The organism is Methanoculleus chikugoensis (assembly GCF_019669965.1).
Lineage (GTDB): Archaea > Halobacteriota > Methanomicrobia > Methanomicrobiales > Methanoculleaceae > Methanoculleus > Methanoculleus chikugoensis.
The window spans coordinates 177,507-197,194 of sequence record NZ_AP019781.1 but is presented as its reverse complement, the minus strand read 5'-3'; the positions used below and the strand labels follow the sequence as shown (position 1 = coordinate 197,194).

Here is a 19,688-nt window from a genome sequence, read left to right as displayed (position 1 = left end):
CCCCACACCACCCGTTACCTCCGCCATGCAGCGCCAGACCGTCGAGTCCACCAACATAAAATCGGTCGGCTACGACCCGGAAGACGAGGTTCTGGAGGTCGAGTTCCACAGCGGCGGGGTCTACCACTACGTCGGGGTGCCGCCCGACGTCTACGAAGGAATGCTCGCGGCGCGGTCGAAGGGCCGGTATTTCGGCGACTTCATCCGGCTGCGCTACCCCTATGAGAAGGTCCGGTGAGACCCGCCGCAACCGCTATCATCTTCGCCCGCCACAACCTGCCCGTATGTCCCGACAGTCAGCCGGACGTTCCGGCGCCGTACGGTCGGTCGGTTACGACCCGACGACGAAGGCGCTCCTCGTCATCTGCGAGAGCGCCGATGCCTATCGCTACGCCGGCGTTCCAAAAGAGGTCTACGACGCCCTCCTCGCGGCCCCGTCGAGGGAGCGGTTCGTTCGCGAGTCCATCGAGGGCAGGTACCCGCGGGAGAAGTTTCCCTGCATGATGGTGGGGGAGGAGATCTGACGCAAACCGCCCTCACCGTTTGTCTCTTCAGATCTCCTCGAACGCCGCGAGGCACCGCCGGTCGTCCGGGTCTTCCCGGTTCCGGATCAGGCCCGCGGCGATCTCCTCGGCCGGATTTATCGGGGTGAGAGAGCGGGTGCCGGGTGCGTCGTTCGTGGCCGTGGGCCTCCTCCCGGATCCGCCGTCCCGGAGAAAGCAAGGTTTATCCCGGTAGTTCGCGTAATCCGAGAAGGAGAGCATCTGCTGCCCTGAGGAGTGACCTCTATGACGACCGTGATTACCGTTGACCTCGGCGGGACCAACCTCCGCGCCGCCCTGGTCGGCTCCGACGCGACCATACTCGCCTACGGCGCCGTCCCGACGCCGACTACCGGGCCGTCAGGGGAGGTGATCACCGCCGCGATCGCCGCCCGGGTGGAGGCACTCCTCGCGTCGCCGGAGGGGAGTGGGGCCGCGGCCATCAGCGTCGCATCGGCCGGTCCGCTGGACCCCGGCCGCGGGTGGGTCCTCGACTCACCGAACATCGCGTTCCCGGTCGTGGAGATCGTCGAGCCGCTCCGGGAGCGGTTCGGGCTGCCGGTCACGCTCATCAACGACGCCCGGGCCGGCGTCCTCGGCGAACGGTGGGCAGGCACAGCCCGCGGCTCCGATAACGTCGTCTACATCACCCTCTCGACCGGCATCGGCGGCGGCGCGGTGGTGAACGGCCGCCTTCTCCTCGGTATGAACGGGAACGCGGGGGAGATCGGGCATATCCCCGTCGATACCTGCTACAATCTCGTCTGCGGGTGCGGGTTTGCCGGCCACTGGGAGGCCTACGCCTCAGCAAAGAACATCCCCGGGTTCTTTGCGGCGTGGCGGGAGGCGTCCGGCGTCCGGCAGGTAGCCTTCGACCACTCCTCCACCCGGGCGATCTTCGATGCGGCCCGGGCGGAGGACCCGGTCGCCCTCGCCTTCATGGAGGCGCTCGGGGAAGTGAACGCCCGCGGGGTCTCGGCGGCGATCGTCGCCTACAACCCCGAGGTGATCGTCTTCGACGGGCCGCTCGCCCGCTACTATGGAGATATCGTGATCCGGCATATGGAACCGTTCATCGACCGCTACCTCGCCCTTCCCCGGCTCGTCGTCTCCGAACTTGCAGGGCGGGCGCCGCTCCTCGGCGCGGCGGCGTACGCGCTGGAGGCGACGGGGGCGGGACGATGATCGAGATCTATCCGAACCTCTACGTCGGGACGCAGGAGGACTACGAGGTCGCGGTGGAGGCGCACGAGACCTGGTGCGTGGTGCACGCCTGCCGGAGCCCCTACCACTGCCTTGCGGTCACCTACTCGCCCCTTGAGACGGTGCCGCCGGATCACCCCGAGCACCTGGTCGCCCGGCGGGGGAACCGGCTGATGCTCAACCTGGTCGATACGCGGGACCCCGACGACATCCCGAAGGAGGCGATCGATGCGGCCCTCGCCTTCATCCACCGTTGCCTCGGGGCGGGCCGACCGGTGCTGGTCCACTGCGGGTTCGGCGTCTCCCGGTCGGCGGCGATCGGGCTCCTCTACCTCGCGGCCTACACCGACGTCCTGCCGACGGAGAGGTTTGCCGACGCCGAAGAGGCCTACCGCACGATATACCCGCCCTACAAACCCGGCCGGGGGATCCGGGGTTTTCTCATGGCGCACTGGGACGAGTACGCGCGGAGGCGGGTGGCGGCGTGACCGCGGAGCCCCTCGGCGCCGCCGCGACCGAGGTCCGGCGGTCGCGGTTCTACGCGCACCTCTACCGGATCGAGAGACCACAGGACGTCGCGGCGGTTCTCGCCGGCCACCGGGAGGCCTACCGGAAGGCCGCTCACCACTGCGCCGCCCTCCGGTGCGGTTCACTCGAGGAGTTCAAGAACGACGGCGAGGTCGGCCGGCCGGGGAGGATCCTCCTCGACCTGCTCCGCAGGCACAGCCTCGGGAGCCACGCGCTGGTGGTCTCGCGGATCTTCGGGGGCGTTCTCCTCGGCCCGGGCAACGTCGGGCGGGCGTTCCGCGATGCAGGGGAGGCGGCGCTCCGCGAGGCGGGGGTTACCCGGTGACGAGAACCTGCTGTCGGACGGCCGGGATGCCCGCGGGGAGGATTGCCGAGACGGGAGCAAAGGCGGCCTCCCGGGCAAGGACGGCCCGGAGCGCCGCGGCCGGCACCGTGTAGCGCTCGCCGGTGACGAGCTCGAAGACGACCGCCTTCCCCGTCCGCGACCGCTCCGCGCGGCCGACCGTATCCCCGAGAACCGGGCCCCAGTCGTCGTGAAGGAGCCTGACCCGGGCCGGGCGCCGGCCGCCGAGCGCCTGCTGGAGTTCGCCGACCCTGGCCCCGAACCGCCTGCCGTCGAGGGCGATCTCGACGATCCGGCAGGGTCTCCCCCACTCGTCGGCCGCGGCGCACCTGCTGTTCTGGAGGTAGCCTGCTCTCTCTAGCATACTCCCGGGGTCGCCTGCCGGGGGTTAAAAACCGCGCCGCGCGGGGGGTGAAAGTGAGAGGTTCAGTACGTCGGCATCTCCCACGCCTGCCACCTCGTCCGGGCGCGGGCGAGGAGGAACGCCGCGGGCGCGAGGAGGAGGAGGCTCAGGGCCGCGTACGCGGGGTCGACGATCGAGGCGAAGATGAGGAGCAGGAGCGCCGGGCTTATCGCGAGGAGGTAGCGCAGAAAGACCCAGGCGTGATAGAGCATCACGTTCGGGTGGAGCCCGGTCAGGTAGACCGTCACCGCGAGGGTGTAGGCCGAGACCGAGGCGAACGCGGCAAGGGCCGGGAGGAACGTCCCCGCCCCGCCGGAGGTCGCCGCCGCGAGCACGAGCACTGTCGCCGGGAGGAGGTTTGCAAGCGCGTAGCTCTTCAGTTTCGCGTCGATCACCTCCGAGACCTCCACCGGCAGGAAGGCGTAGGAGGTGAAGGAGTCGAACTCGGTCAGCCAGTTGTAGATCGTGGCCGATATCACCCCGAGCAGAACCGCAAAGACCACGAGGGGATCGATCCCCGGGATGAACCGGATCAGGACCTGAAGGCAGACCCAGACGAGCCCGAGGGGGAGGAGGAACGAGAAGATCACCTTCCCGGCACCGCCTTCGCTCCGGAGGAGGTCGAGGGCGTCCTTCGCGATGAAGTGCGCGCTCCCGAGACCGCCGAGTCTCCCCGCGAGAGGATCGAGGCGGTTGGTAAACCGCTTCGTCCGGTCCGGGTAATCGACGGTGACGAAGATAACGGATGCGGCCGCCGGCACCAGGATGAGGAGGAGCGAGAGCGCGAGCGGTTCCAGGGCGGGGTCGAGGAAGAAGGCATAGGGGGGAAGGACGGTGGAGATGGTCATCGCCCCGAGGCGGAACGCCGCAAGCGCCGCAACCGCAAGCACCGCCGCCGTTCCGGCGAGGAGCGCGACGGAGCGTGCGTAGAGGGTCGAGAGGAAGCAGACGGCGGAGAGCCCGAGGAGAAAGGCGAGCGCGAGGGAGACGAACGCGAGGAGCCCCAGAGCCGGGTCGAGGCCGGTGAACGGCGTCGCCGCGGTGAACCCGGCGGCAAAGGGAAGGACGTAGAGCAGGATGTAGTAGACGGTATCCTTTATGAGGAACGCGGCGAAGATCCGCCGTTCCGAGACCGGGAGGCTCCGGGAAGCGTAGGCGATGAGGCTTGCCTGCCCGAACCGCCGGTTCATGAACTCCCGGCCCATGAGGCCGAACGATCCCACCATCACGCCCATGAGCAGAAAGAGCGCGTGTATGAGGAGCGCGACCACGTCGTACGGGAAGACGTCTGCAAAGATCGGGAGGGTGAGCGACCCGAGAAAGGCGAAGACCGCGATGACCGCCGGGAAGAGCGCGAACCCGAGGCTCCCGAAGATCGTCGAGTGCATCCGCCACTCTTCCTTCATCATCGCGTAAAAGAGGTCAGGCACCGGCATCGCCCCGCACCAGGTCGAGGAAGAAGGACTCGAGGTGCCTGCCCGTCGCGACGAGGTCTTCGACCGGGCCGGAGTGGAGGAGCCTGCCGTTGTGGATGATCCCGATACGGTCGCAGATCTCCTCGGCGATCTCGAGGATGTGGGTGGAGATGAAGACGGTCCCGCCGCCCTGGACGTAACTGGTGAGGAAGTCTTTGACCGTCCGCTGCATGATGGGGTCCAGGTTGATCAGCGGCTCGTCGATGAGGGCGAGACGGGGTTCGTGGAGGAACGCCTGCGCAAACATCAGTTTCTGCCGGGTGCCCCGCGAGAGATCCTTGCAGAGGACATCCCGCTTGTCCTGGAACTCCAGCAGGTCGAACCAGCGGTCGCACCGTTCGTCGACGGAGTCGAGGTTGCGGATGCCGGCCACGAAGCGGAGGTACTCCTCCGCGGTGAGGAAACTCGGCGGCGTCTCCTGCTCGGGAATGATCCCGACGAGCCCCCGGACCCCGATGGGGTCGTTCGCCGGATCGAGCCCCATCACCCGGGCCGATCCTGCCGTCGGCGGAATCTGCCCGGTCAGCATCCGGATCATCGTCGTCTTCCCCGAACCGTTCGGCCCGAGCAGGCCGAAGAGCTCCCCCTCCGCGACAGAGAACGATACCCTGTTCACGGCGGTGACGTTGCCGTAGTTCTTCGTGAGTTCGGTTGCCTCGATCATCTGCCGCACGCGAGTCCCCCTCCTTCGGGTCTTCTTGAAGGAAGATCGGTAAACGGCGCATATAATACCTTTCAATGTCCGTTTTCCATCGTGAGACCGTATCCGCAAAAACTGGTATCCCATCCGCGCCGTCCTTCTGCTATCGCCCCCAAAGACCGCAAGAGGCGGCCTGCCTCCCGCCGGACACCTCCCGCTCCCTGCCGCGGTGGTGTAAGGATAGGTATACGTATCCCGATCCGTTACCGGAATCCCATGGACGAGCAGGAACGGTATGCACGTGCGAGGAGGCGAATCGAGGAGATCCGGGAGTTCATGGAGCGCGAAGAGCGGCGGTGAGCCGGTTCCTGCCCGCCCGTCACTCGTGACAGAAGCACTTATCAGGTGCTACAGGTAATGCGGGTCGGATGAAGACGGAGATACCTTATGACCGGTTTGCCCACGTTCCGGAACGGATCTTCGGGCTGGTCGACCTCGCGTACAACCTCTGGTGGAGCTGGCACTCCTCGGCGAGCGTGCTCTTCAAGATGCTGAACCGGGCGGAATGGAAGATGAGCCGCCACAACCCGGTCAGGATGCTTCTCGACACCCCGCCGCGATTCTTCGAGCGGGCGGCGGCGAACCCGGAGTACCTCCGCCGCTACGACATCATCATGCACCGGTTTCACGAGTACATGACGCCGGGGACGAGCTGGTTTGCACAACACTACCCCGGGCGGACCCCGCTGACGATCGCCTACCTCTCGAGCGAGTTCGGGCTGCACCACTCGCTCCCGTTCTACGCGGGAGGGCTCGGGATCCTCGCGGGCGACCACGTCAAGGCGTCGAGCGATCTCGGCGTGCCGACGGTCGCCGTCGGGTTCATGTACGCCGAAGGCTATCTCCACCAGCACATCGAGGCGGACGGGTGGCAGAAGAACGTCGCGGAGATCCTGGATCGTGACGCCGCCCCGGTTCTCCGGGTGCTCGGCGACGACGGAAAGCAGCTCGTGGTGCAGGTGCCCCTGATCGACCCGCCGATCTACGTCGCGGTCTGGAAGGTCCAGGTGGGACGGGTCCCCCTCTATCTCCTTGACACCCATATCGATGAGAACCATCCCGAGAACCGGAACATCTCTCATCGCCTTTACTTAAAAGAGCTCGAGTGCCGGCTCCGGCAGGAGCTGGTGCTCGGCATCGGCGGGAGGAAGGTTCTCCATACCCTCGGCGTGGAGTACTCGGCGATGCACCTGAACGAAGGGCATTCGGCGTTTGCCCTCCTCGAGCGGCTCCGCGAGCGGCTCGTTGCCGGGATGTCCCCCGATGAGGCGCGCGAACAGGTCAGGGGCACCTCGGTCTTCACCACCCACACCCCTGTGGCGGCCGCCCACGACGTCTTCCCCGAGGACCTGATGGCGAAGTACTTCCGGAGTTACTCCTCGTCGCTGGATCTCTCCTGGGACGGGTTCATGGCGCTCGGCGACGACCCGCATAACCCGGGCGCCGGGTTCAACATGACCGCTTTTGCGCTCCGGATGACCCGGTTCCACAACGGTGTCTCCAAAAAGCACGGCGAGGTCGCCCGGGAGATGTGGCAGCCCCTCTGGCCCGACCTCCCTCCTGAGAAGGTGCCGATCGACGCCATCACGAACGGCGTTCACGTGCCGACGTGGCTGAACCATCGGATCGAGGCGCTCATCGACCGGTACATGGATCCGATCTACCCGAACTGGCGGGAGGATTACGACAACCCGATCATCTGGGAGGTTGTCGATGAGATCCCGGACGAAGAACTCTGGCGCGAGCACCAGTGGCTGAAGATGAAACTCTTTGCCCGGATCCGGGATCGGAAACGCCGCAAATGGGCGAGGCACCGGAATGAGCCTGCAAACCTCGCAGCCGAGGGGCTCATGCTCGACACCCCGGCGCTGACGATCGGGTTCGCCCGCCGATTTGCCGAGTATAAGCGAGCGGATCTCATCTTCGAGGACCTGGATCGGCTCGATCGAATCGTGAACAACCGCTGGAGGCCGGTGCAGTTCGTCTTCGCCGGGAAGGCCCACCCGGCCGACGAGCAGGGCAAACGGATCCTGCAAACGATCTATCAGTACTCGCAGGACCCACGGTTCGGCGGCCGGATAGCGTTTGTCGAAGACTACAACGAGCAGCTTGCGCGCTACATGGTTCACGGCGTCGATGTCTGGATGAACACCCCGGTCCCGCTGATGGAGGCGAGCGGCACGAGCGGGATGAAGGCGGGGATGAACGGGGTGCTGAACCTCTCGGTTCTGGACGGCTGGTGGGTCGAGGGCTACAACGGCAGGAACGGATGGGGTTTCGAGGGCCACGCGACCGCCCCGGGGGATAACCGGGCCGATGCGGAGACGATCTACGATCTCATCGAGAACGAGGTTGCGCCGCTCTACTATTCGCGGACGATGAACGACGTCCCGCACAAGTGGGTCCGGATGATGAAAGAGTCGATAAAGAGCGTCGCCCCGCAGTACTGCTCTCTCCGGATGCTCAAGGAGTACGTCACCCGGTACTATCCTTCGGTCTGCGGGTATGCGGCCGAACCGGGGGAGCAGCTGGCCGGACTCGAGGGGATCTGCCCTCCGGAGCCCGCGCCTAGGATGAGATGATCCGGAACTGGCGCCTCTTCCGCCGGCCGGTTCCGGCAGGATGGCGCCCGGAGGCCGTTCGCCCTCGCATCTCTTGTATCCTCTATTAACTCATTTCGGAACAAACCTCACCCTGAGCAGAACAGTTAACGTTTTTAAACGGTAGATAGCAAACATCTCTACCGGAGGCCGTTGTTCGGGATTCTGCTATGGAGTGGAAGGACGTCATCCCGGTCATCGCGGGTGCGGTCGTGATCCTGGTCGTCGCCCTCGTAGTGAAACCCGCTCTCCTCGGGGAGCCGATCGGCTTTGGCTCTCGCGGTACTGTGCCGGTCGGCGACCCGCCCGTATACATCCCGCCCGCGCCGGTACCGGCGCCGACGCCGTTCCCGGAGGACGGTGAGGTCTCCGCCCGGAATTTCCGGTGGACGGCTATCGACGGCGGCGTCCAGACGACACAGGTCACGGTTCCGGAGGCGCTCTTCCGTGAGCACCGGGAGACGCCGCGGTTCAGCAAGTCTGCCTCCTGGGGGAGGTATGCGCTCGCGGATGTCGACCGGCCGGCCCTTGAGGATCTCGCCCGCCGGATCGCGCCCCCGGCAGCCAATCCGGACGAGGATTACTTCCGGTTGATGAACCTCGTCTTCTTCGTCCAGCAGATCCCCTACGATAGGGACGACAACACGACCTCCTATACCGAGGGCGTCCTCCCCCGCCATGCCATGTACTGGGAGGACGGCGTCGAATATCCGAAATACCCCGTCGAGATGCTCGTCGACGGAAGGGGGGACTGCGAGGACGCGGCCATCCTGATGGCGGGGCTCCTCGACGCCCTCGGCTACGACACGGTGCTGCTCCGATACTCGGATCATATGGCCCTCGGCATCCGGATGAACGAGTTCAACCCATATTATGCGAAATACACGCCGAGGTACTTCACGTATGGGGGGCAGCATTACTACTACGTCGAGGGGACGGATTTTGAGTGGTGGAACGTCTCGGCCGGTTCCACGGCGATCTGGGGAACCCCGCGGGCCATCGGGGACGCCATCGGGACGGGTCTCCCGAGCGTGCAGTCCGAGACCCCAGAGATCGTCCCGCTCCGCTACATCCCCGCGCCGGGAGAATACCGCATCTTCCCGGCCCGTCTGCCCGCGGGGGGAGCGTGACGGGCATGGATCCCGATAGCCCCGAACCATCCGGCGGCCTGAAGATCCCCAAGCTCCCGGACCTGAAAATCCCGAAACTGGCCGTCGACCGGAGGAAGGCTCTTACCGCCGCCGGGGTGGCGGTTGCCGCGATAGCGGTTCTTCTGATCGGGGGGGTGCTCGCTATGAGTTACACCGAAGGCCAGCAGGTTTCGGCATTCGAAAGCCACGTCGCGGCGTCGGAGGCTGATCTCTTCCTGGTTTACGATAAGATCTCCGCGCATATGCGCACCCCCACAAACGACCTCTCGGTTGCCGAATGCGACGCCCATGCCCGGGAACTTGCGGCAATCGCGAGGTACGGCAGAGATGTTACGGCCTACCACCGCCAGATCGTCGCGGCCGACGCCGTCCCGGAAGCCTACGCCGGAGCGCAGTCGGCATACGTCCGGGCGCTCGACAACCTGAACCGTGCGTTCACGCTCTGGTCGTCGGCCGCGGGTGCCTATGAGGTGCGGGATTACAACGCGGCAGACCGCAACATCGCCGAGGCAGATAGTGCGTGGCGGGAGTACGCTGCCGCGATCGCCGATTACGGCCGCGAACTCCGTGCTGCAGAAGAGGGGGCGGAAGTTCCTCCCGCCTAGACGAGGTACTTCTCCGGAACCCTGATGGTGATGGTGAGCGACTTCAACGACTCCGAGCGGATCGAGAAGTAGTAGTCGTCGTACCCCTCCTGGATGATAAATTGCTCTTCTTTTCCGTCCGAATCCTTTCCAGGAACAAGGATATCGTTCCGGGAGTACCTGATTTCCTCGACGATCCGGTTCGGGTCGTCGGGATCGCGGATCTCCACCGCGAGCCACGGGTATTCGTTCATCGGCGTTGCGCTCACGTTGACGGCCCAGTAGGGGAAGGGGATGTGGTAGACCTCGGTGGCGAGAACGCGGGGAGGGTACTCGCAGGTCACCTCTGCGTAGTCTACCAGCTTCCCGGAGATCCGAACATCTTGTGGCGGTTTCATCATCGTCGTCGTGGGCGTCGGGGTCGGGATGTGGTAGGTCGCGGGGTCGACGAACCCCACGCTCTGCGGCTGATCCTTCCCGCGGGGCGGCACGTGCGGCGTTGGGGCCGGCTGGCTCGCTCCCACCGCCTGCACCTCCGTCGGCGCGGGTGTCCGGGAGACCGGTTGCGCATCTGCGGTATCCTCTTCGGCCGTGCAGCCCCCGGCTATGACGGCTGCTGCAAGGAGGATCAGGACGAGGATTTGGCGCCCCTGCATACTGATCTCTTGTTTGCGGGCTCTATTAGAAGTTACCCATCAATGCCGCTCCGAAAGACGGCAAAAAAAATACCCCGAGGTGAGCCTCACGTCCCCTCGAAGGCCTCCATGGCAAGGCCCCGGAACCCCGCGCCCGACCGCTCGAACTCCTTCTCCACCTCGGCGATCCCCGCGGGGTCGCCGAGTTTCAGCAGGGCCGCGGCGGTCAGGGCGCGGCAGCACTCGGACCGGCTGGTCCGGAGGGCGCCGACCAGTGGGTCGACCGCTCTCTGGTCGCCGATCTCGGCAAGCGCCCAGATCGCCGGGTTCTTGATCCCGTCGTCCGCGACGAGCACAACCCCGATGAGCGGTTCCACGGCTTCTGTTCCGGCACGGGCGAGCGCCATCGCCACGACCCAGCGTGCATCGCTGTCGACGGCAAGCAGCGCCCGCACCAGCGGCCCGACCGCCGGAGCCCCCATGGCCCCGAGGGCACCGATGGCCTGCAAGCTGGTGTAGGTATCGCCGTTGAGCATGGCGTACATCAGCTCCCGGGTCTCCGCGTTGCCCTCCTCCTGTGCCTCTCTCCTCTCGATAGTCTTCTGCATCTCTTCACCCCCTTGGGTAGATGCGGGGTGTCTCCGGGGAACAATAAGCCTTTACGAACCGGAATTGCCGGGCGGTACTGCAGATCGGTACTGCCGGGCATAGGATTTTATATCCTTTGGGGTTGGCGGGGGTCACCCTGTGGCGCTCAAGTTACTGCCTTTCGGCCGATAACTGCCGCCATCATCCCGATCACCCTGCCGCCTTCGGCCACGATCGGCGTCCCGAGGAGATCCGCCTGGAACTTCTCGCCGCCGTTCAGGAGGCCGGTCTGTTCGCCGTGCCAGGATCCGCCGTCGAGGACCGTCCGGACGATCTCCCCGATCTCGTCGGGGCGTTCCCAGAACCGGGAGAAATCCGACCCCTGCACATCTTCTGGGGCCGGGTAGCCCCAGAGGGCGAGATACGCGGCGTTCGCGTAGTTCACCACCCCGTCCGGGCCGAGGAGGGCGACCGCCTGCCGCGTGGAGGCTATCGCCCGGTCCTTGATAAGGAGTTCCTGCTCACGCTGCCGTAGGTCGGCGATGTCCGCGACGAGGAGGCGGTAAGCCCGCGCCTCCTCGGTGATATCCTCACAGGTGACATACTGTGTCCCGTCGCAGAGGGTGACGGCGCGGGAGAGGATCGTCTTCTTCGCCCCGTCCCGGTCCCGGATGGTGAACGTCCGGGGCCGGATCTGGCCCGGGACCGACCGCTCGAGATCCGCATGCCAGGCGTCGATGGCTTCCTGCCGGTAACCATCGTCGGGAAAGATCTGCAGGACCCATTCGGGGGATGTGGTCGCCTTGTCCGGTTCGTAGCCGAAGATCTCGACGAACCGACGGTTGACGTAGGCGAACCGTCTCTCATCGTCGATGAGCGCGACACCGAAGGGGGACGAATCGAGCATGCCCCGGAACCGGGCCTCGCTCAGCCGGAGTTGCTCGGCGGTCTCGCGCCGGGCAAGCGCGATGGATGCCTGCCGGACGAACGACTCCACGGTCTCCCGGCTCTCAACCTCTCTTCCCGGAGGAAGGAAGATGCCTGTCGTGCCGAAGAGGTGATCCCGCCAGACCAGTCCCATGAAGCAGAACTTCACGATATCGAACCGTTCCAGGATCGCCTCGCAGACCTCCTCCGGGATCGCCCGAAAACAGATGTCGTAGAGCGACCATGAGGATGGTTCGGGACGGAGGACGAACTCCTCCAGGCCGCGCAGCGAGAGGGGAGTCTGGTGATAGGGGGCGTCGAAGGCGCGGGTGGCCGGGAAGGCCAGGTTGACGGGGTCCCTTCCCAGGAGTTCCGTGAGCCCCTCCCGGAATCCCTCATCCGCGACCGCCCGGATGGCGAACTGGTGGTCGGCCTCGCTGTAGGAGAGGATATAGCCGTATCCACCCGGCACGAGTTCCCGCAGCCGGTCGAGGATGTAGCCGTAGATATCCTCCACCGGCTGGAGATCGACAAGGTCGATCGCGGTCCGGGCGAGGAACGCCGTGTTCCGGGTGTACTGTTTCCTCTCGGTGATATCCTCCAGGACGAGCGTGCACCCTTTCTCCCCGCCCTCGAACGTCGTCGGGATCGCCTGCATATGATAGAAGGACTCTCTGCCGCCGTCATGCCGGTGGCAGATGTCGGTGATCACCTGCTCCCGCTCGAGTCCTTCGATGACGGTGAGCGCTTCCGGCGAGGAGACAACCGGAAGGGCCGCTTCCCGGAGGTTCTGGCCCACGAATTCCTCTTTTGCACGCCCAAACCGTCTGAGGCACTGGTCGTTTGCCTGGACGATCGTGAGGTCGGCGTCGAGGACCAGGATCAGGTTTTTCGTGAAACAGAGGAACGCCGAGAGGGGTATGCGTTGTGCGACGGAATAGACCTTGGCGTTGCCGACGAGCCGTGCCTCGACCTGGCCCGCCGCCTGCATCACCTCGAGGTGCTTTGAGACTGAGTTCCGGTTTGCCCTGAGGGCCTTCGCGATCTCGGTGATCGTCATGCCCTTCGGCCGGAACTTGAGGGTCCTGAGGACCCTTCCGGGGATATCCCGTTCCGGCTGCATGCCGTATCCTCGGTGCTTTACCTCCCGGCATGCTATATATGTTTTTCCTTGTGATGGACCTGAACACGGACGGTCGTCGGTGGGCGTGCAGACCGCGAGAGGGCCGGTTATGTGCAGGGATTTATCCGGGGAGGGCGTAATCTGTATGACAGGCCCGGAGGACCGCCGATCATGGAGCAGAACGAACTCGTCAGCATAACCCAGGGAACGCTCGCGATCATGAACCCCACGACGCCCGAGAAGGTGCTCGCCGCCGGGCGGGCGGCGGGGCTCAGGGAAGGCTCCCGCGTCGTGGAGGTCGGGTGCGGGAACGGCACGATCCTCGCCCTCTGGGGGCGCGAATACGGGATATCCGGCCTCGGCATCGAGGCCCGGGAGGATGCCTGCCGGCGGGCGGAGGAGACGCTCCGGATGGCGGGGCTCGGCGACCGTATCGCCGTCCGGTGCATGGATGCCCGGGAGTACGTCCCCGACGGTCCGTTCGACTGCGCCGCCTCGATCGGGGCGTCCCACATCCGGGGCGGCTTTTCGGCGACGCTCGACGCGCTTCTCGACCTCGTCCGCGACGAGGGGACCATCGTCGTCGGCGACCGTTACTGGCGATCCGATCGTGTCCCGCCGGAGTTCGCCCGGGAATGGCCCGATATCCCGACCGAGTACGAGATCCTCGGCACCGTGCGGGATGCCGGGCTCGACGTCGCCGCCGTCGTCCGGTCGGGCGCAGACGACTGGGACCGCTACGAGTCGGGGATCTGGCAGTCGATCCTCTCCTGGCTCGGCGGGCACCCCGATCACCCCGACCGCGACTTCATGATCGATTATCTCCACCGCATCCAGGACGAGTACTTCGGCTACGGCCGCGAACACATGGGCTGGGCGCTCTACGTTCTGGTGCCCGGTTTTTATTGAGCGGTTTGAAAAAAAAGGAAGCCCCCGGTTACGCATCGGCGTATACGCCGGAGCCGACGAACCACTCCTCATCCACCGGGGCCACGTAGCAGAGTTTCAGCCCGTCAAGCCCGGTGTCGGGGTTGTAATAGGTGATGTAGACGAACCCGCCCCCGTTCTCTGCGGCGGCGATCTCGAGCAGGATCACCCTGACACCGTACCGGTCTTCGAGGTCGAAGCGGTTTTCACCGATGTATTCCGGCTGGTAAGGGAGGGCGAGTGTCGTTCCGTTCGTTGCGTAGGCGAAGATATACGCTCCGCCGTCGGCGAAGTCACCGGCGAGATCGTTGAACGCGGCGCACGCCGTCTCTTTTCCGTGCTCCTGCGCGTAGTCCCGTGCAGCCTTCACCCGCTTCATGAGCGCATCCCTGACCTCTGCGTCGAATTCGGTCCCGACCTCCGGGATGTAGATCCCCGAGCCGACGAACCAGGTTCCGTCCACGGGGAGGACGTAGCCGAGTTTGAGCTCTTCGGCATACTCCCGCGCAGGGTTCGGGTAGACGTAGTAGATGCTGCCGCCGCCTTCCGCTGCAAGCCTGGTCATGCCGGCGATGTAGGCAACGCCGCTCGAGTCGTGCACCTCGCTGCGGTTGGTGCCGATGAACTGCTGCTGGAAGGGAAGGGCGAGGACGGTGCCGTTCATATCGTAGGCGAAGATGTAGAGCTCGCTCCTGACGAACTCGCCGTCCGGGTCGTTGAACGCGGCAAGTGCTTCGGTGCGTCCGTGCTCACGTGCATAGAGGGCCGCCTCGGCGACAAAGCCCTTCATATCGTCGTCGGCATCCGCCACAGGCGGCCTTTCGCCGGTTGCGGCAGGCGCCTCTTCCGCGTCCGTGTTTTGCGTGACGACGACGCGCCATTCGGTTCCGTCGATGCCGGCGGTCCCCCATACTGCCTCTTTCGTCACGTTCCGCGCCCAGTTCCGGTCCCAGAACGAGTACACGAGCGACCCGGAAGGCTCGGCGGCGATACGGGAGAACGCGTCCTGGAGTGCCGGGGACTGGTATGCGGGGTCCGAGAAGAGGTTCTTCCCGATCTCTTCGGGCGTCGTGTCGTAGATCACGTCTCCGTCGGTCTGTGTCACCCAGATATCATAGGGGGAGCCGTTCGTCAGGGGCGCGACCGCCCGGCCGATGAGGGCGTCGGGACGGTAGGCGATGCTCACGAACCCGAGGTATTCCCCGTCCTTTCCGAAGACCGGATAACTCTGCGCAACCCCGGCGAATCCCTCTGCAAGAGGGAAGACCTCGCTTACGAGCGGCACCCGCTCCCGAACCGCCCGCCCGGTCTCCGGGTGGGACGAGATGTCGCTCCCCACCGTGCCGGCGTAGCTGTCGGGCACGGCCATGGCCACGATGCCGTCTTTCGTCACCACCAGGGTCGACTCCGTATAGGGGTGGTTCAGCATCGCCTGTCGCACCGCCTCCTTCCCTGCGGCGCTCGTGAGCCCGGCCTCGCCGAGCACCCGGGCGCTCTCGCCTGCCGAGGCTCTTACCGACGCGAGTTCGCCGTTTATCCCGGCGACGGCCTCCTGGAGAACCGCCTCCCCCGGAGGCGGCCGGCTCTCTTCCGTGCAGCCTGCCCCGAGCACCGCGACGGCGATGAGAAGGGCGGCAATGCATGCAGTTATGCGCATAATCGAAGATATGCTGGAATATTATTAAATATGTTGAGTTTTCGTGGGACTGTTTGTGAAAGGGGATTCAACGGCGCCCCTGTCGATCTCCAGAGCGTCTTCGGCTGCGGCCGGAAAGATTGTAATGTCCGGCCGCCGAAGTCCCCCGGCATGGAGGTTCATGTCGGGACAAGCGGATGGGCGTATGCGTGGAACCAGGGGAGGAGCCTTGCGTGGTTCTCGGAGCACTCGGGTCTCGATGCCGTCGAGCTGAACGCGAGTTTTTATGGGTTCCCGTCGGAGAAGTCTGTCCGCTCGTGGGCCGCTGCAGGGTCGATGCTACGGTGGAGCGTCAAGGTGAACCGGTCGATCACCCACCGGCACCGGTTCAACGAGAAGGCCGTCCCTGTCTGGGAACGGTTTTACGAGAGGTTCCTTGCGCTCGACGATCTCGTCGACTTCTACCTCTTCCAGGCTCCGCCGGCGTTCGCGGACGTCGATCGCCTCGTTGCGTTTGTTGAGGCGATCGATCTCGGGGCGCGGTGTGCCGTGGAGGTCAGGAATCCTGTGGTGCTCGGCGACGACGAGGCGTGCCGGAGGCTGCAGGAATCGGCCGTCCTGGTCTCGGTCGACTCTCCCGATTTCTTGGAGCGGGTATTTCCCGGCGATGTCGTCTACCTCCGGATGCACGGCCGGGATGGCTGGTACCGGCACGACTACACGGAGGACGAACTCGCTGCTATCCGGGCTCGGATTGTCGCCGCCGGTCCTGGGCGAGCGTACGTCTTCTTCAACAACGATCATGCGATGCTCGAGGATGCGAGAGTAATGGTGCGCCTCTTCGACCGGCTGCCTTCCGGTTGACGACAGAAAATGCCTCTCTTCCTCGAATAATGTCAGTATTTCACCTTTTTCATCATCCCGGGCCCCGATGCGGAGACTTTTTCCGGAATGTCGGACGGTTCAAAAGGTTTTCGGCGAAATGGGGTGGAAACAGGGGTCAATTGACGATACGAAATAGAATTGTATAAATATCGCATGCATCATCTAATATCTTGGGGAACTATTACCCCGGTGACATGAGAGAACTGTAGACGCGAGCGGGGCACGTCCCGGTGGGAAGTGCTCGCACTCACTCGTCGCGTGCGGCGTTTGCTGCGTTTGGGCGGTCGGGTGGGCATCCACCCCCTGCACCCCCTCTAACGGTGGCGCGTTCTCTTTTCCATTCCGATATGCGTAGCCTGACCTCCTCGTCCACGAACCTGAGGGGAATGCCCTCTTCCCGCGCTATCGCGGAGAGGTCGTCGTATTCGGGTTTTTCTGCGATAAGGCGGCCGTTCACGGTCGAGGTCTTCACCCGGACGGGGTACACCCTGCCACCGAGACTGACCGGCACCGTCTCCTTCTCCCGGACGGCCACCACTTTCCGAAACGCGTGCACCCGCACCCCGAGCGTCCCGGTCTCTTCCATGAGAACCCGGATCAGGCGATCTTCCTCTCCTGCCGCGGCCATCACCGATACGACGTTGACCGGCCGGTTCTTCTTCCCGAGCGCCGGGGTGACGAAGACGTCCACCGCTCCCTCGGCAAAGAGGCGCTCGACCGCGTAGCCGATCACCTCGCCGGGGATGTCGTCGAGATTCGTCTCGAGGATGACGAAACGGTTCTCTCCAGGGGAGAGGCGTTCCCCCTCCACCACCCGGAGCAGGTCGGGCCGTCCCGGAACCTCCCGGGTGCCGGTACCGTAGCCGACCCGGACGGGAACCATGGCCGGGTAGGGGGTTACCGCACGTTCCGCAAGGTTGGCGAGCAGGGCTGCCCCCGTCGGCGTGGTCAGCTCGACGTCGACGGGCGCGGAGAAGAACGGGAACCGGTGCCTGGCGAGAATCTCGAGCGTTGCGGGCGCGGGTCCCGGGATCTCGCCGTACTCTGTTGGAATGGTTCCGCTGCCGAGCACCGGGGGTGTCGCGACGATCGTCCCCTCGAAGAACCCCGCCCGGTCGAGGAGCAGCATCGTCCCGACGACGTCGAAGATCGTCTTCACCGAGGCGATCGCATGTCGCGAAAACCCCGACCGGTGGAGATGCGCCTCGGCGGCGGTGAGGTCGCCGATCGTCGAAAGTGCCCGGGAGCGTGCGGCTAAAGAGAGCCCGGCCGCGTCCGCGGCTGCCCCGGCCGCTTGAAGGAGGCCGTTCACGTCCGTCGCGCCTCGCTCCTCGATCTCGATCGCGAGGCGGGTCGCCGTGATCCCGCCCGCATCCACGGTCTTTGCCTCGTAACTGAACTCCCGACAGAGATCGAGGGCCAGGATCGCGTCAGCAAGCGGATCGAGTGCGCGGGGCTCATCGATGAGATCGATGAGGGACGCCGGGAGCATATCCCCCGCTATCCCCGCGCATGCCGGGTCGATGACGAGGACCCTCATACTCTCCCGCCGGTCCCCTCACTCCACTCCTTCGAGTGGTTTGCCGAGACTTGCGTATACCGTCTGCGCAAGTTCCGCGACCTTCTCCGCCGCCTCCCGGCCGCCGGCTATGGCGTTCGTCAGGTGTGCGCCCTTTGCGGCCTTCTTCGCCGCTTCCGCAGGCTCGGTCCCGAGGGCGGCCGCGACCGCGGCCGGCACGACCATGTTGATGATGGTCTGGCCGATGTACTGCATCTCCTGGGTCAGGATGGCCCCGACGAAGATGGCGGTGCCCATGTCGGGGTCGTCCCGCCCCTTGCCTTCGAGTGCGTACTCCGGGATCACCCGGGCGGTGAGGTTCTCGATATGGTACTCCTTCCCGTCGATGGCGACGTCATACGAGACCTTCGGGTCGAACCCCCAGAACTTCGCAGTGAACCCGTCCGTCCTCCGTGCGTGAGGGCCGATCTCCGTAAAGCGGAACCTGATCTCTTTCCCCGTGAACCCCGAGAGGGCCGCGGAGCCGCGGCGCTCGACGAGGGCTCTCCGCTCGTCGTCGAGGGCCCCGGCCGCCTCCTCAAGCGGCTTCCCTGCCTTGAGCATCTCGTAGACCTTCGCCGCACGTCGGTAGATCGCCCGGTCCCGCACCGGCTCGCTCGCCCGGATGCAGGCTTCCGTCACCGAACCCCGGTTCACGACCTCCGCCTTCCGGACGATGGTGTTCAGGCCGCAGAGGGCGAGTTCGGGGTCGATGAAGGACTGCATCTTGTAGTCACGGATCGTCTCGGCGGTCGCCTCAACGTCGCCGCTGTTTGCAAGCAGCAGCCGGAGCGCCGGCAGGATGTCGCCGGCGAGGTGGCCGAGCGGGACGTTCACCGGCCCGCCGGAGAACCCGGCCCCGATGATGGCGGACTCCTGGAACCCGGCAAAGAGTTCGTTCGTCACCATCGACCCGATCACCGACGGCCCGCCGACATCCTTCAAGATCAGCCCGAAGTCGCCGACAAGCCGGGCGGTGTCGTACTCCTCTCCGGTCCCCCGCATGTGGAGCTTCTCGGGGAGTTTCGCCGCCTCGACGGCCCCTTTCCCGGCGAGGTAGGCGGAGTCGACCTCCCCGAACTTCCCGAACTCCTCCCCGAGGAGGGCGTCCGGGTGAACGAGTTCCATCGTCACCGCCGCAGCAATCAGGGCCGGCCAGAGGGGGTAGGGGGTCGTCCCGGCACCCTCCATGCTCCGCATCATCGCCTCGGTTCCGACTTTCGCGGCGTTTCTCGCGAGTTCTGGGATGTTGTAGTCCTCGCCGAGCGCGGCGTGGCCCATGACGCCCCCGCCGGCGATGAACGGCGGCAGGACCGCGCCGTCGAGCCGGGTCAGTTTCTTCTCCATCAGGGCCTCGTAGATCGCGAGATAGGCGGGGAACGCCGGGACGCGGTGGGTGAACTTGTTGGTCGTCAGGGCGATGGCGCTCGTCCGGTCGCCGCCGGCGTGCATCCGGGCGATGGCGCCGAGTTTCCGGTTCCCGAGCGGGACCCCGGCACGGGCGCAGCTCCCGGAGAAGTAGGCGAGCGTCGCGACGATCAGGGCCGCGTTCGCCGGTTCCGCCCCGCCGCGCTTCGCTTCATCCACCGCTCTCCCGATGACCGAGTCAAGCGGCAGCCGGGGGGCCGAGGCGTCGACCACTGTCATGTTCATGAGTTGCATCTCGGGTGCGCCGATGTTGCAGAAGATGTCTTCCGAGAGCGAGTTCGCCGCGGCAAACGCGGGGATGACGAGCGCCCCGTGTCCTCGGGTCGCCGCCTCCAGTTTGTCGACGGTCATGTAGTCGGGCTTGAACGTCACGGCATGGGCCGCCGCAAGGAGCACCCTCTCTCGTTCGGTATCCATGATCCGGTAACCTCCTGTTCCTGAACGTCAACAGA

At 65.4% G+C, this 19,688-nt stretch carries 20 protein-coding genes; 10 read left to right on the top strand and 10 right to left on the bottom strand.

Annotated elements, in window-relative coordinates:
- The first annotated feature begins 25 nt into the window (after nt 1-25).
- On the top strand, nt 26-238 hold the full coding sequence (locus MchiMG62_RS01025) for a KTSC domain-containing protein (RefSeq protein ID WP_074369185.1): 213 nt from the start codon (nt 26-28) through the stop codon (nt 236-238).
- Nucleotides 239-284: 46 nt separating this feature from the next.
- Nucleotides 285-524 (top strand): KTSC domain-containing protein, encoded by a 240-nt coding sequence (locus MchiMG62_RS01020; RefSeq protein ID WP_221057507.1) that lies wholly within the window; start codon nt 285-287, stop codon nt 522-524.
- Nucleotides 525-551: 27 nt separating this feature from the next.
- On the opposite strand, the gene MchiMG62_RS01015 is transcribed toward MchiMG62_RS01020, so the two are convergent.
- Nucleotides 552-764, bottom strand: a complete 213-nt coding sequence (locus MchiMG62_RS01015) for a hypothetical protein (protein ID WP_221057506.1) — start codon at nt 762-764, stop codon at nt 552-554.
- A gap of 24 nt (nt 765-788) precedes the next feature.
- Between MchiMG62_RS01015 and MchiMG62_RS01010 the strand changes: the two genes are divergently transcribed.
- From MchiMG62_RS01010 to MchiMG62_RS01000, 3 genes are read left to right on the top strand one after another with little or no spacing between them, the layout of a single operon-like run.
- A complete protein-coding gene (locus tag MchiMG62_RS01010; protein ID WP_221057505.1) occupies nt 789-1,727 on the top strand; it encodes an ROK family protein in 939 nt (312 codons plus the stop codon).
- On the top strand, nt 1,724-2,233 hold the full coding sequence (locus tag MchiMG62_RS01005; protein WP_221057504.1) for a dual specificity protein phosphatase family protein: 510 nt from the start codon (nt 1,724-1,726) through the stop codon (nt 2,231-2,233). Before MchiMG62_RS01010 ends, MchiMG62_RS01005 begins: the two co-directional genes overlap by 4 nt.
- The gene (locus MchiMG62_RS01000) at nt 2,230-2,598 is read left to right on the top strand and encodes a YigZ family protein (RefSeq protein WP_221057503.1); all 369 of its coding nucleotides are present in this window, start codon (nt 2,230-2,232) and stop codon (nt 2,596-2,598) included. Before MchiMG62_RS01005 ends, MchiMG62_RS01000 begins: the two co-directional genes overlap by 4 nt.
- Here MchiMG62_RS01000 and MchiMG62_RS00995 read toward each other — a convergent pair.
- The 3 genes from MchiMG62_RS00995 to MchiMG62_RS00985 form a co-directional block, all read right to left on the bottom strand.
- The gene (locus tag MchiMG62_RS00995) at nt 2,588-2,980 is read right to left on the bottom strand and encodes a hypothetical protein (RefSeq protein WP_221057502.1); all 393 of its coding nucleotides are present in this window, start codon (nt 2,978-2,980) and stop codon (nt 2,588-2,590) included. The genes MchiMG62_RS01000 and MchiMG62_RS00995 overlap by 11 nt on opposite strands.
- Nucleotides 2,981-3,042: 62 nt before the next feature.
- Nucleotides 3,043-4,455 carry a hypothetical protein gene (locus MchiMG62_RS00990; protein ID WP_221057501.1) on the bottom strand — a complete coding sequence of 471 codons (1,413 nt, stop codon included), beginning with the start codon at nt 4,453-4,455 and terminating at the stop codon, nt 3,043-3,045.
- Nucleotides 4,442-5,158, bottom strand: coding sequence for an ABC transporter ATP-binding protein (locus tag MchiMG62_RS00985; protein WP_221058574.1), 717 nt, complete (start codon nt 5,156-5,158; stop codon nt 4,442-4,444). Before MchiMG62_RS00985 ends, MchiMG62_RS00990 begins: the two co-directional genes overlap by 14 nt.
- Nucleotides 5,159-5,562: 404 nt before the next feature.
- Here MchiMG62_RS00985 and glgP point away from each other — a divergent pair, with 404 nt between their 5' ends.
- The 3 genes from glgP (at nt 5,563) to MchiMG62_RS00970 (ending at nt 9,550) form a co-directional block, all read left to right on the top strand.
- Nucleotides 5,563-7,776: an alpha-glucan family phosphorylase gene (gene glgP / locus MchiMG62_RS00980; RefSeq protein WP_221057500.1), complete on the top strand. Its 2,214-nt coding sequence runs from the start codon at nt 5,563-5,565 to the stop codon at nt 7,774-7,776.
- Nucleotides 7,777-7,964: 188 nt separating this feature from the next.
- Nucleotides 7,965-8,924 (top strand): transglutaminase-like domain-containing protein, encoded by a 960-nt coding sequence (locus MchiMG62_RS00975; RefSeq protein ID WP_221057499.1) that lies wholly within the window; start codon nt 7,965-7,967, stop codon nt 8,922-8,924.
- 5 nt (nt 8,925-8,929) lie between these two features.
- Nucleotides 8,930-9,550 (top strand): hypothetical protein, encoded by a 621-nt coding sequence (locus MchiMG62_RS00970; protein WP_221057498.1) that lies wholly within the window; start codon nt 8,930-8,932, stop codon nt 9,548-9,550.
- Here MchiMG62_RS00970 and MchiMG62_RS00965 read toward each other — a convergent pair.
- The 3 genes from MchiMG62_RS00965 to MchiMG62_RS00955 all read right to left on the bottom strand — a co-directional run bounded on the left by MchiMG62_RS00965 (nt 9,547) and on the right by MchiMG62_RS00955 (nt 12,802).
- Entirely contained in the window at nt 9,547-10,185 is a 639-nt protein-coding gene (locus MchiMG62_RS00965; protein WP_221057497.1) for a hypothetical protein, read from the bottom strand. The two genes, MchiMG62_RS00970 and MchiMG62_RS00965, sit on opposite strands and share 4 nt — an antisense overlap.
- Before the next feature lie 86 nt (nt 10,186-10,271).
- The gene (locus tag MchiMG62_RS00960) at nt 10,272-10,772 is read right to left on the bottom strand and encodes a HEAT repeat domain-containing protein (RefSeq protein ID WP_221057496.1); all 501 of its coding nucleotides are present in this window, start codon (nt 10,770-10,772) and stop codon (nt 10,272-10,274) included.
- 146 nt (nt 10,773-10,918) lie between these two features.
- Entirely contained in the window at nt 10,919-12,802 is a 1,884-nt protein-coding gene (locus MchiMG62_RS00955; protein WP_221057495.1) for a PAS domain-containing protein, read from the bottom strand.
- A gap of 171 nt (nt 12,803-12,973) precedes the next feature.
- Here MchiMG62_RS00955 and MchiMG62_RS00950 point away from each other — a divergent pair, with 171 nt between their 5' ends.
- The gene (locus MchiMG62_RS00950; RefSeq protein WP_221057494.1) at nt 12,974-13,711 is read left to right on the top strand and encodes an SAM-dependent methyltransferase; all 738 of its coding nucleotides are present in this window, start codon (nt 12,974-12,976) and stop codon (nt 13,709-13,711) included.
- Between the two features lie 28 nt (nt 13,712-13,739).
- On the opposite strand, the gene MchiMG62_RS00945 is transcribed toward MchiMG62_RS00950, so the two are convergent.
- The gene (locus MchiMG62_RS00945) at nt 13,740-15,386 is read right to left on the bottom strand and encodes a cache domain-containing protein (RefSeq protein WP_221057493.1); all 1,647 of its coding nucleotides are present in this window, start codon (nt 15,384-15,386) and stop codon (nt 13,740-13,742) included.
- Between the two features lie 150 nt (nt 15,387-15,536).
- Between MchiMG62_RS00945 and MchiMG62_RS00940 the strand changes: the two genes are divergently transcribed.
- Nucleotides 15,537-16,229 (top strand): DUF72 domain-containing protein, encoded by a 693-nt coding sequence (locus tag MchiMG62_RS00940; RefSeq protein WP_221057492.1) that lies wholly within the window; start codon nt 15,537-15,539, stop codon nt 16,227-16,229.
- 268 nt (nt 16,230-16,497) lie between these two features.
- On the opposite strand, the gene larC2 is transcribed toward MchiMG62_RS00940, so the two are convergent.
- Together larC2 and MchiMG62_RS00930 are read right to left on the bottom strand one after the other, a co-directional pair.
- Nucleotides 16,498-17,790 carry a nickel pincer cofactor biosynthesis protein LarC2 gene (gene larC2 / locus MchiMG62_RS00935; protein WP_221057491.1) on the bottom strand — a complete coding sequence of 431 codons (1,293 nt, stop codon included), beginning with the start codon at nt 17,788-17,790 and terminating at the stop codon, nt 16,498-16,500.
- Nucleotides 17,791-17,808: 18 nt separating this feature from the next.
- Nucleotides 17,809-19,653 carry a hypothetical protein gene (locus MchiMG62_RS00930; RefSeq protein ID WP_244987747.1) on the bottom strand — a complete coding sequence of 615 codons (1,845 nt, stop codon included), beginning with the start codon at nt 19,651-19,653 and terminating at the stop codon, nt 17,809-17,811.
- Between the last annotated feature and the right edge of the window lie 35 nt (nt 19,654-19,688).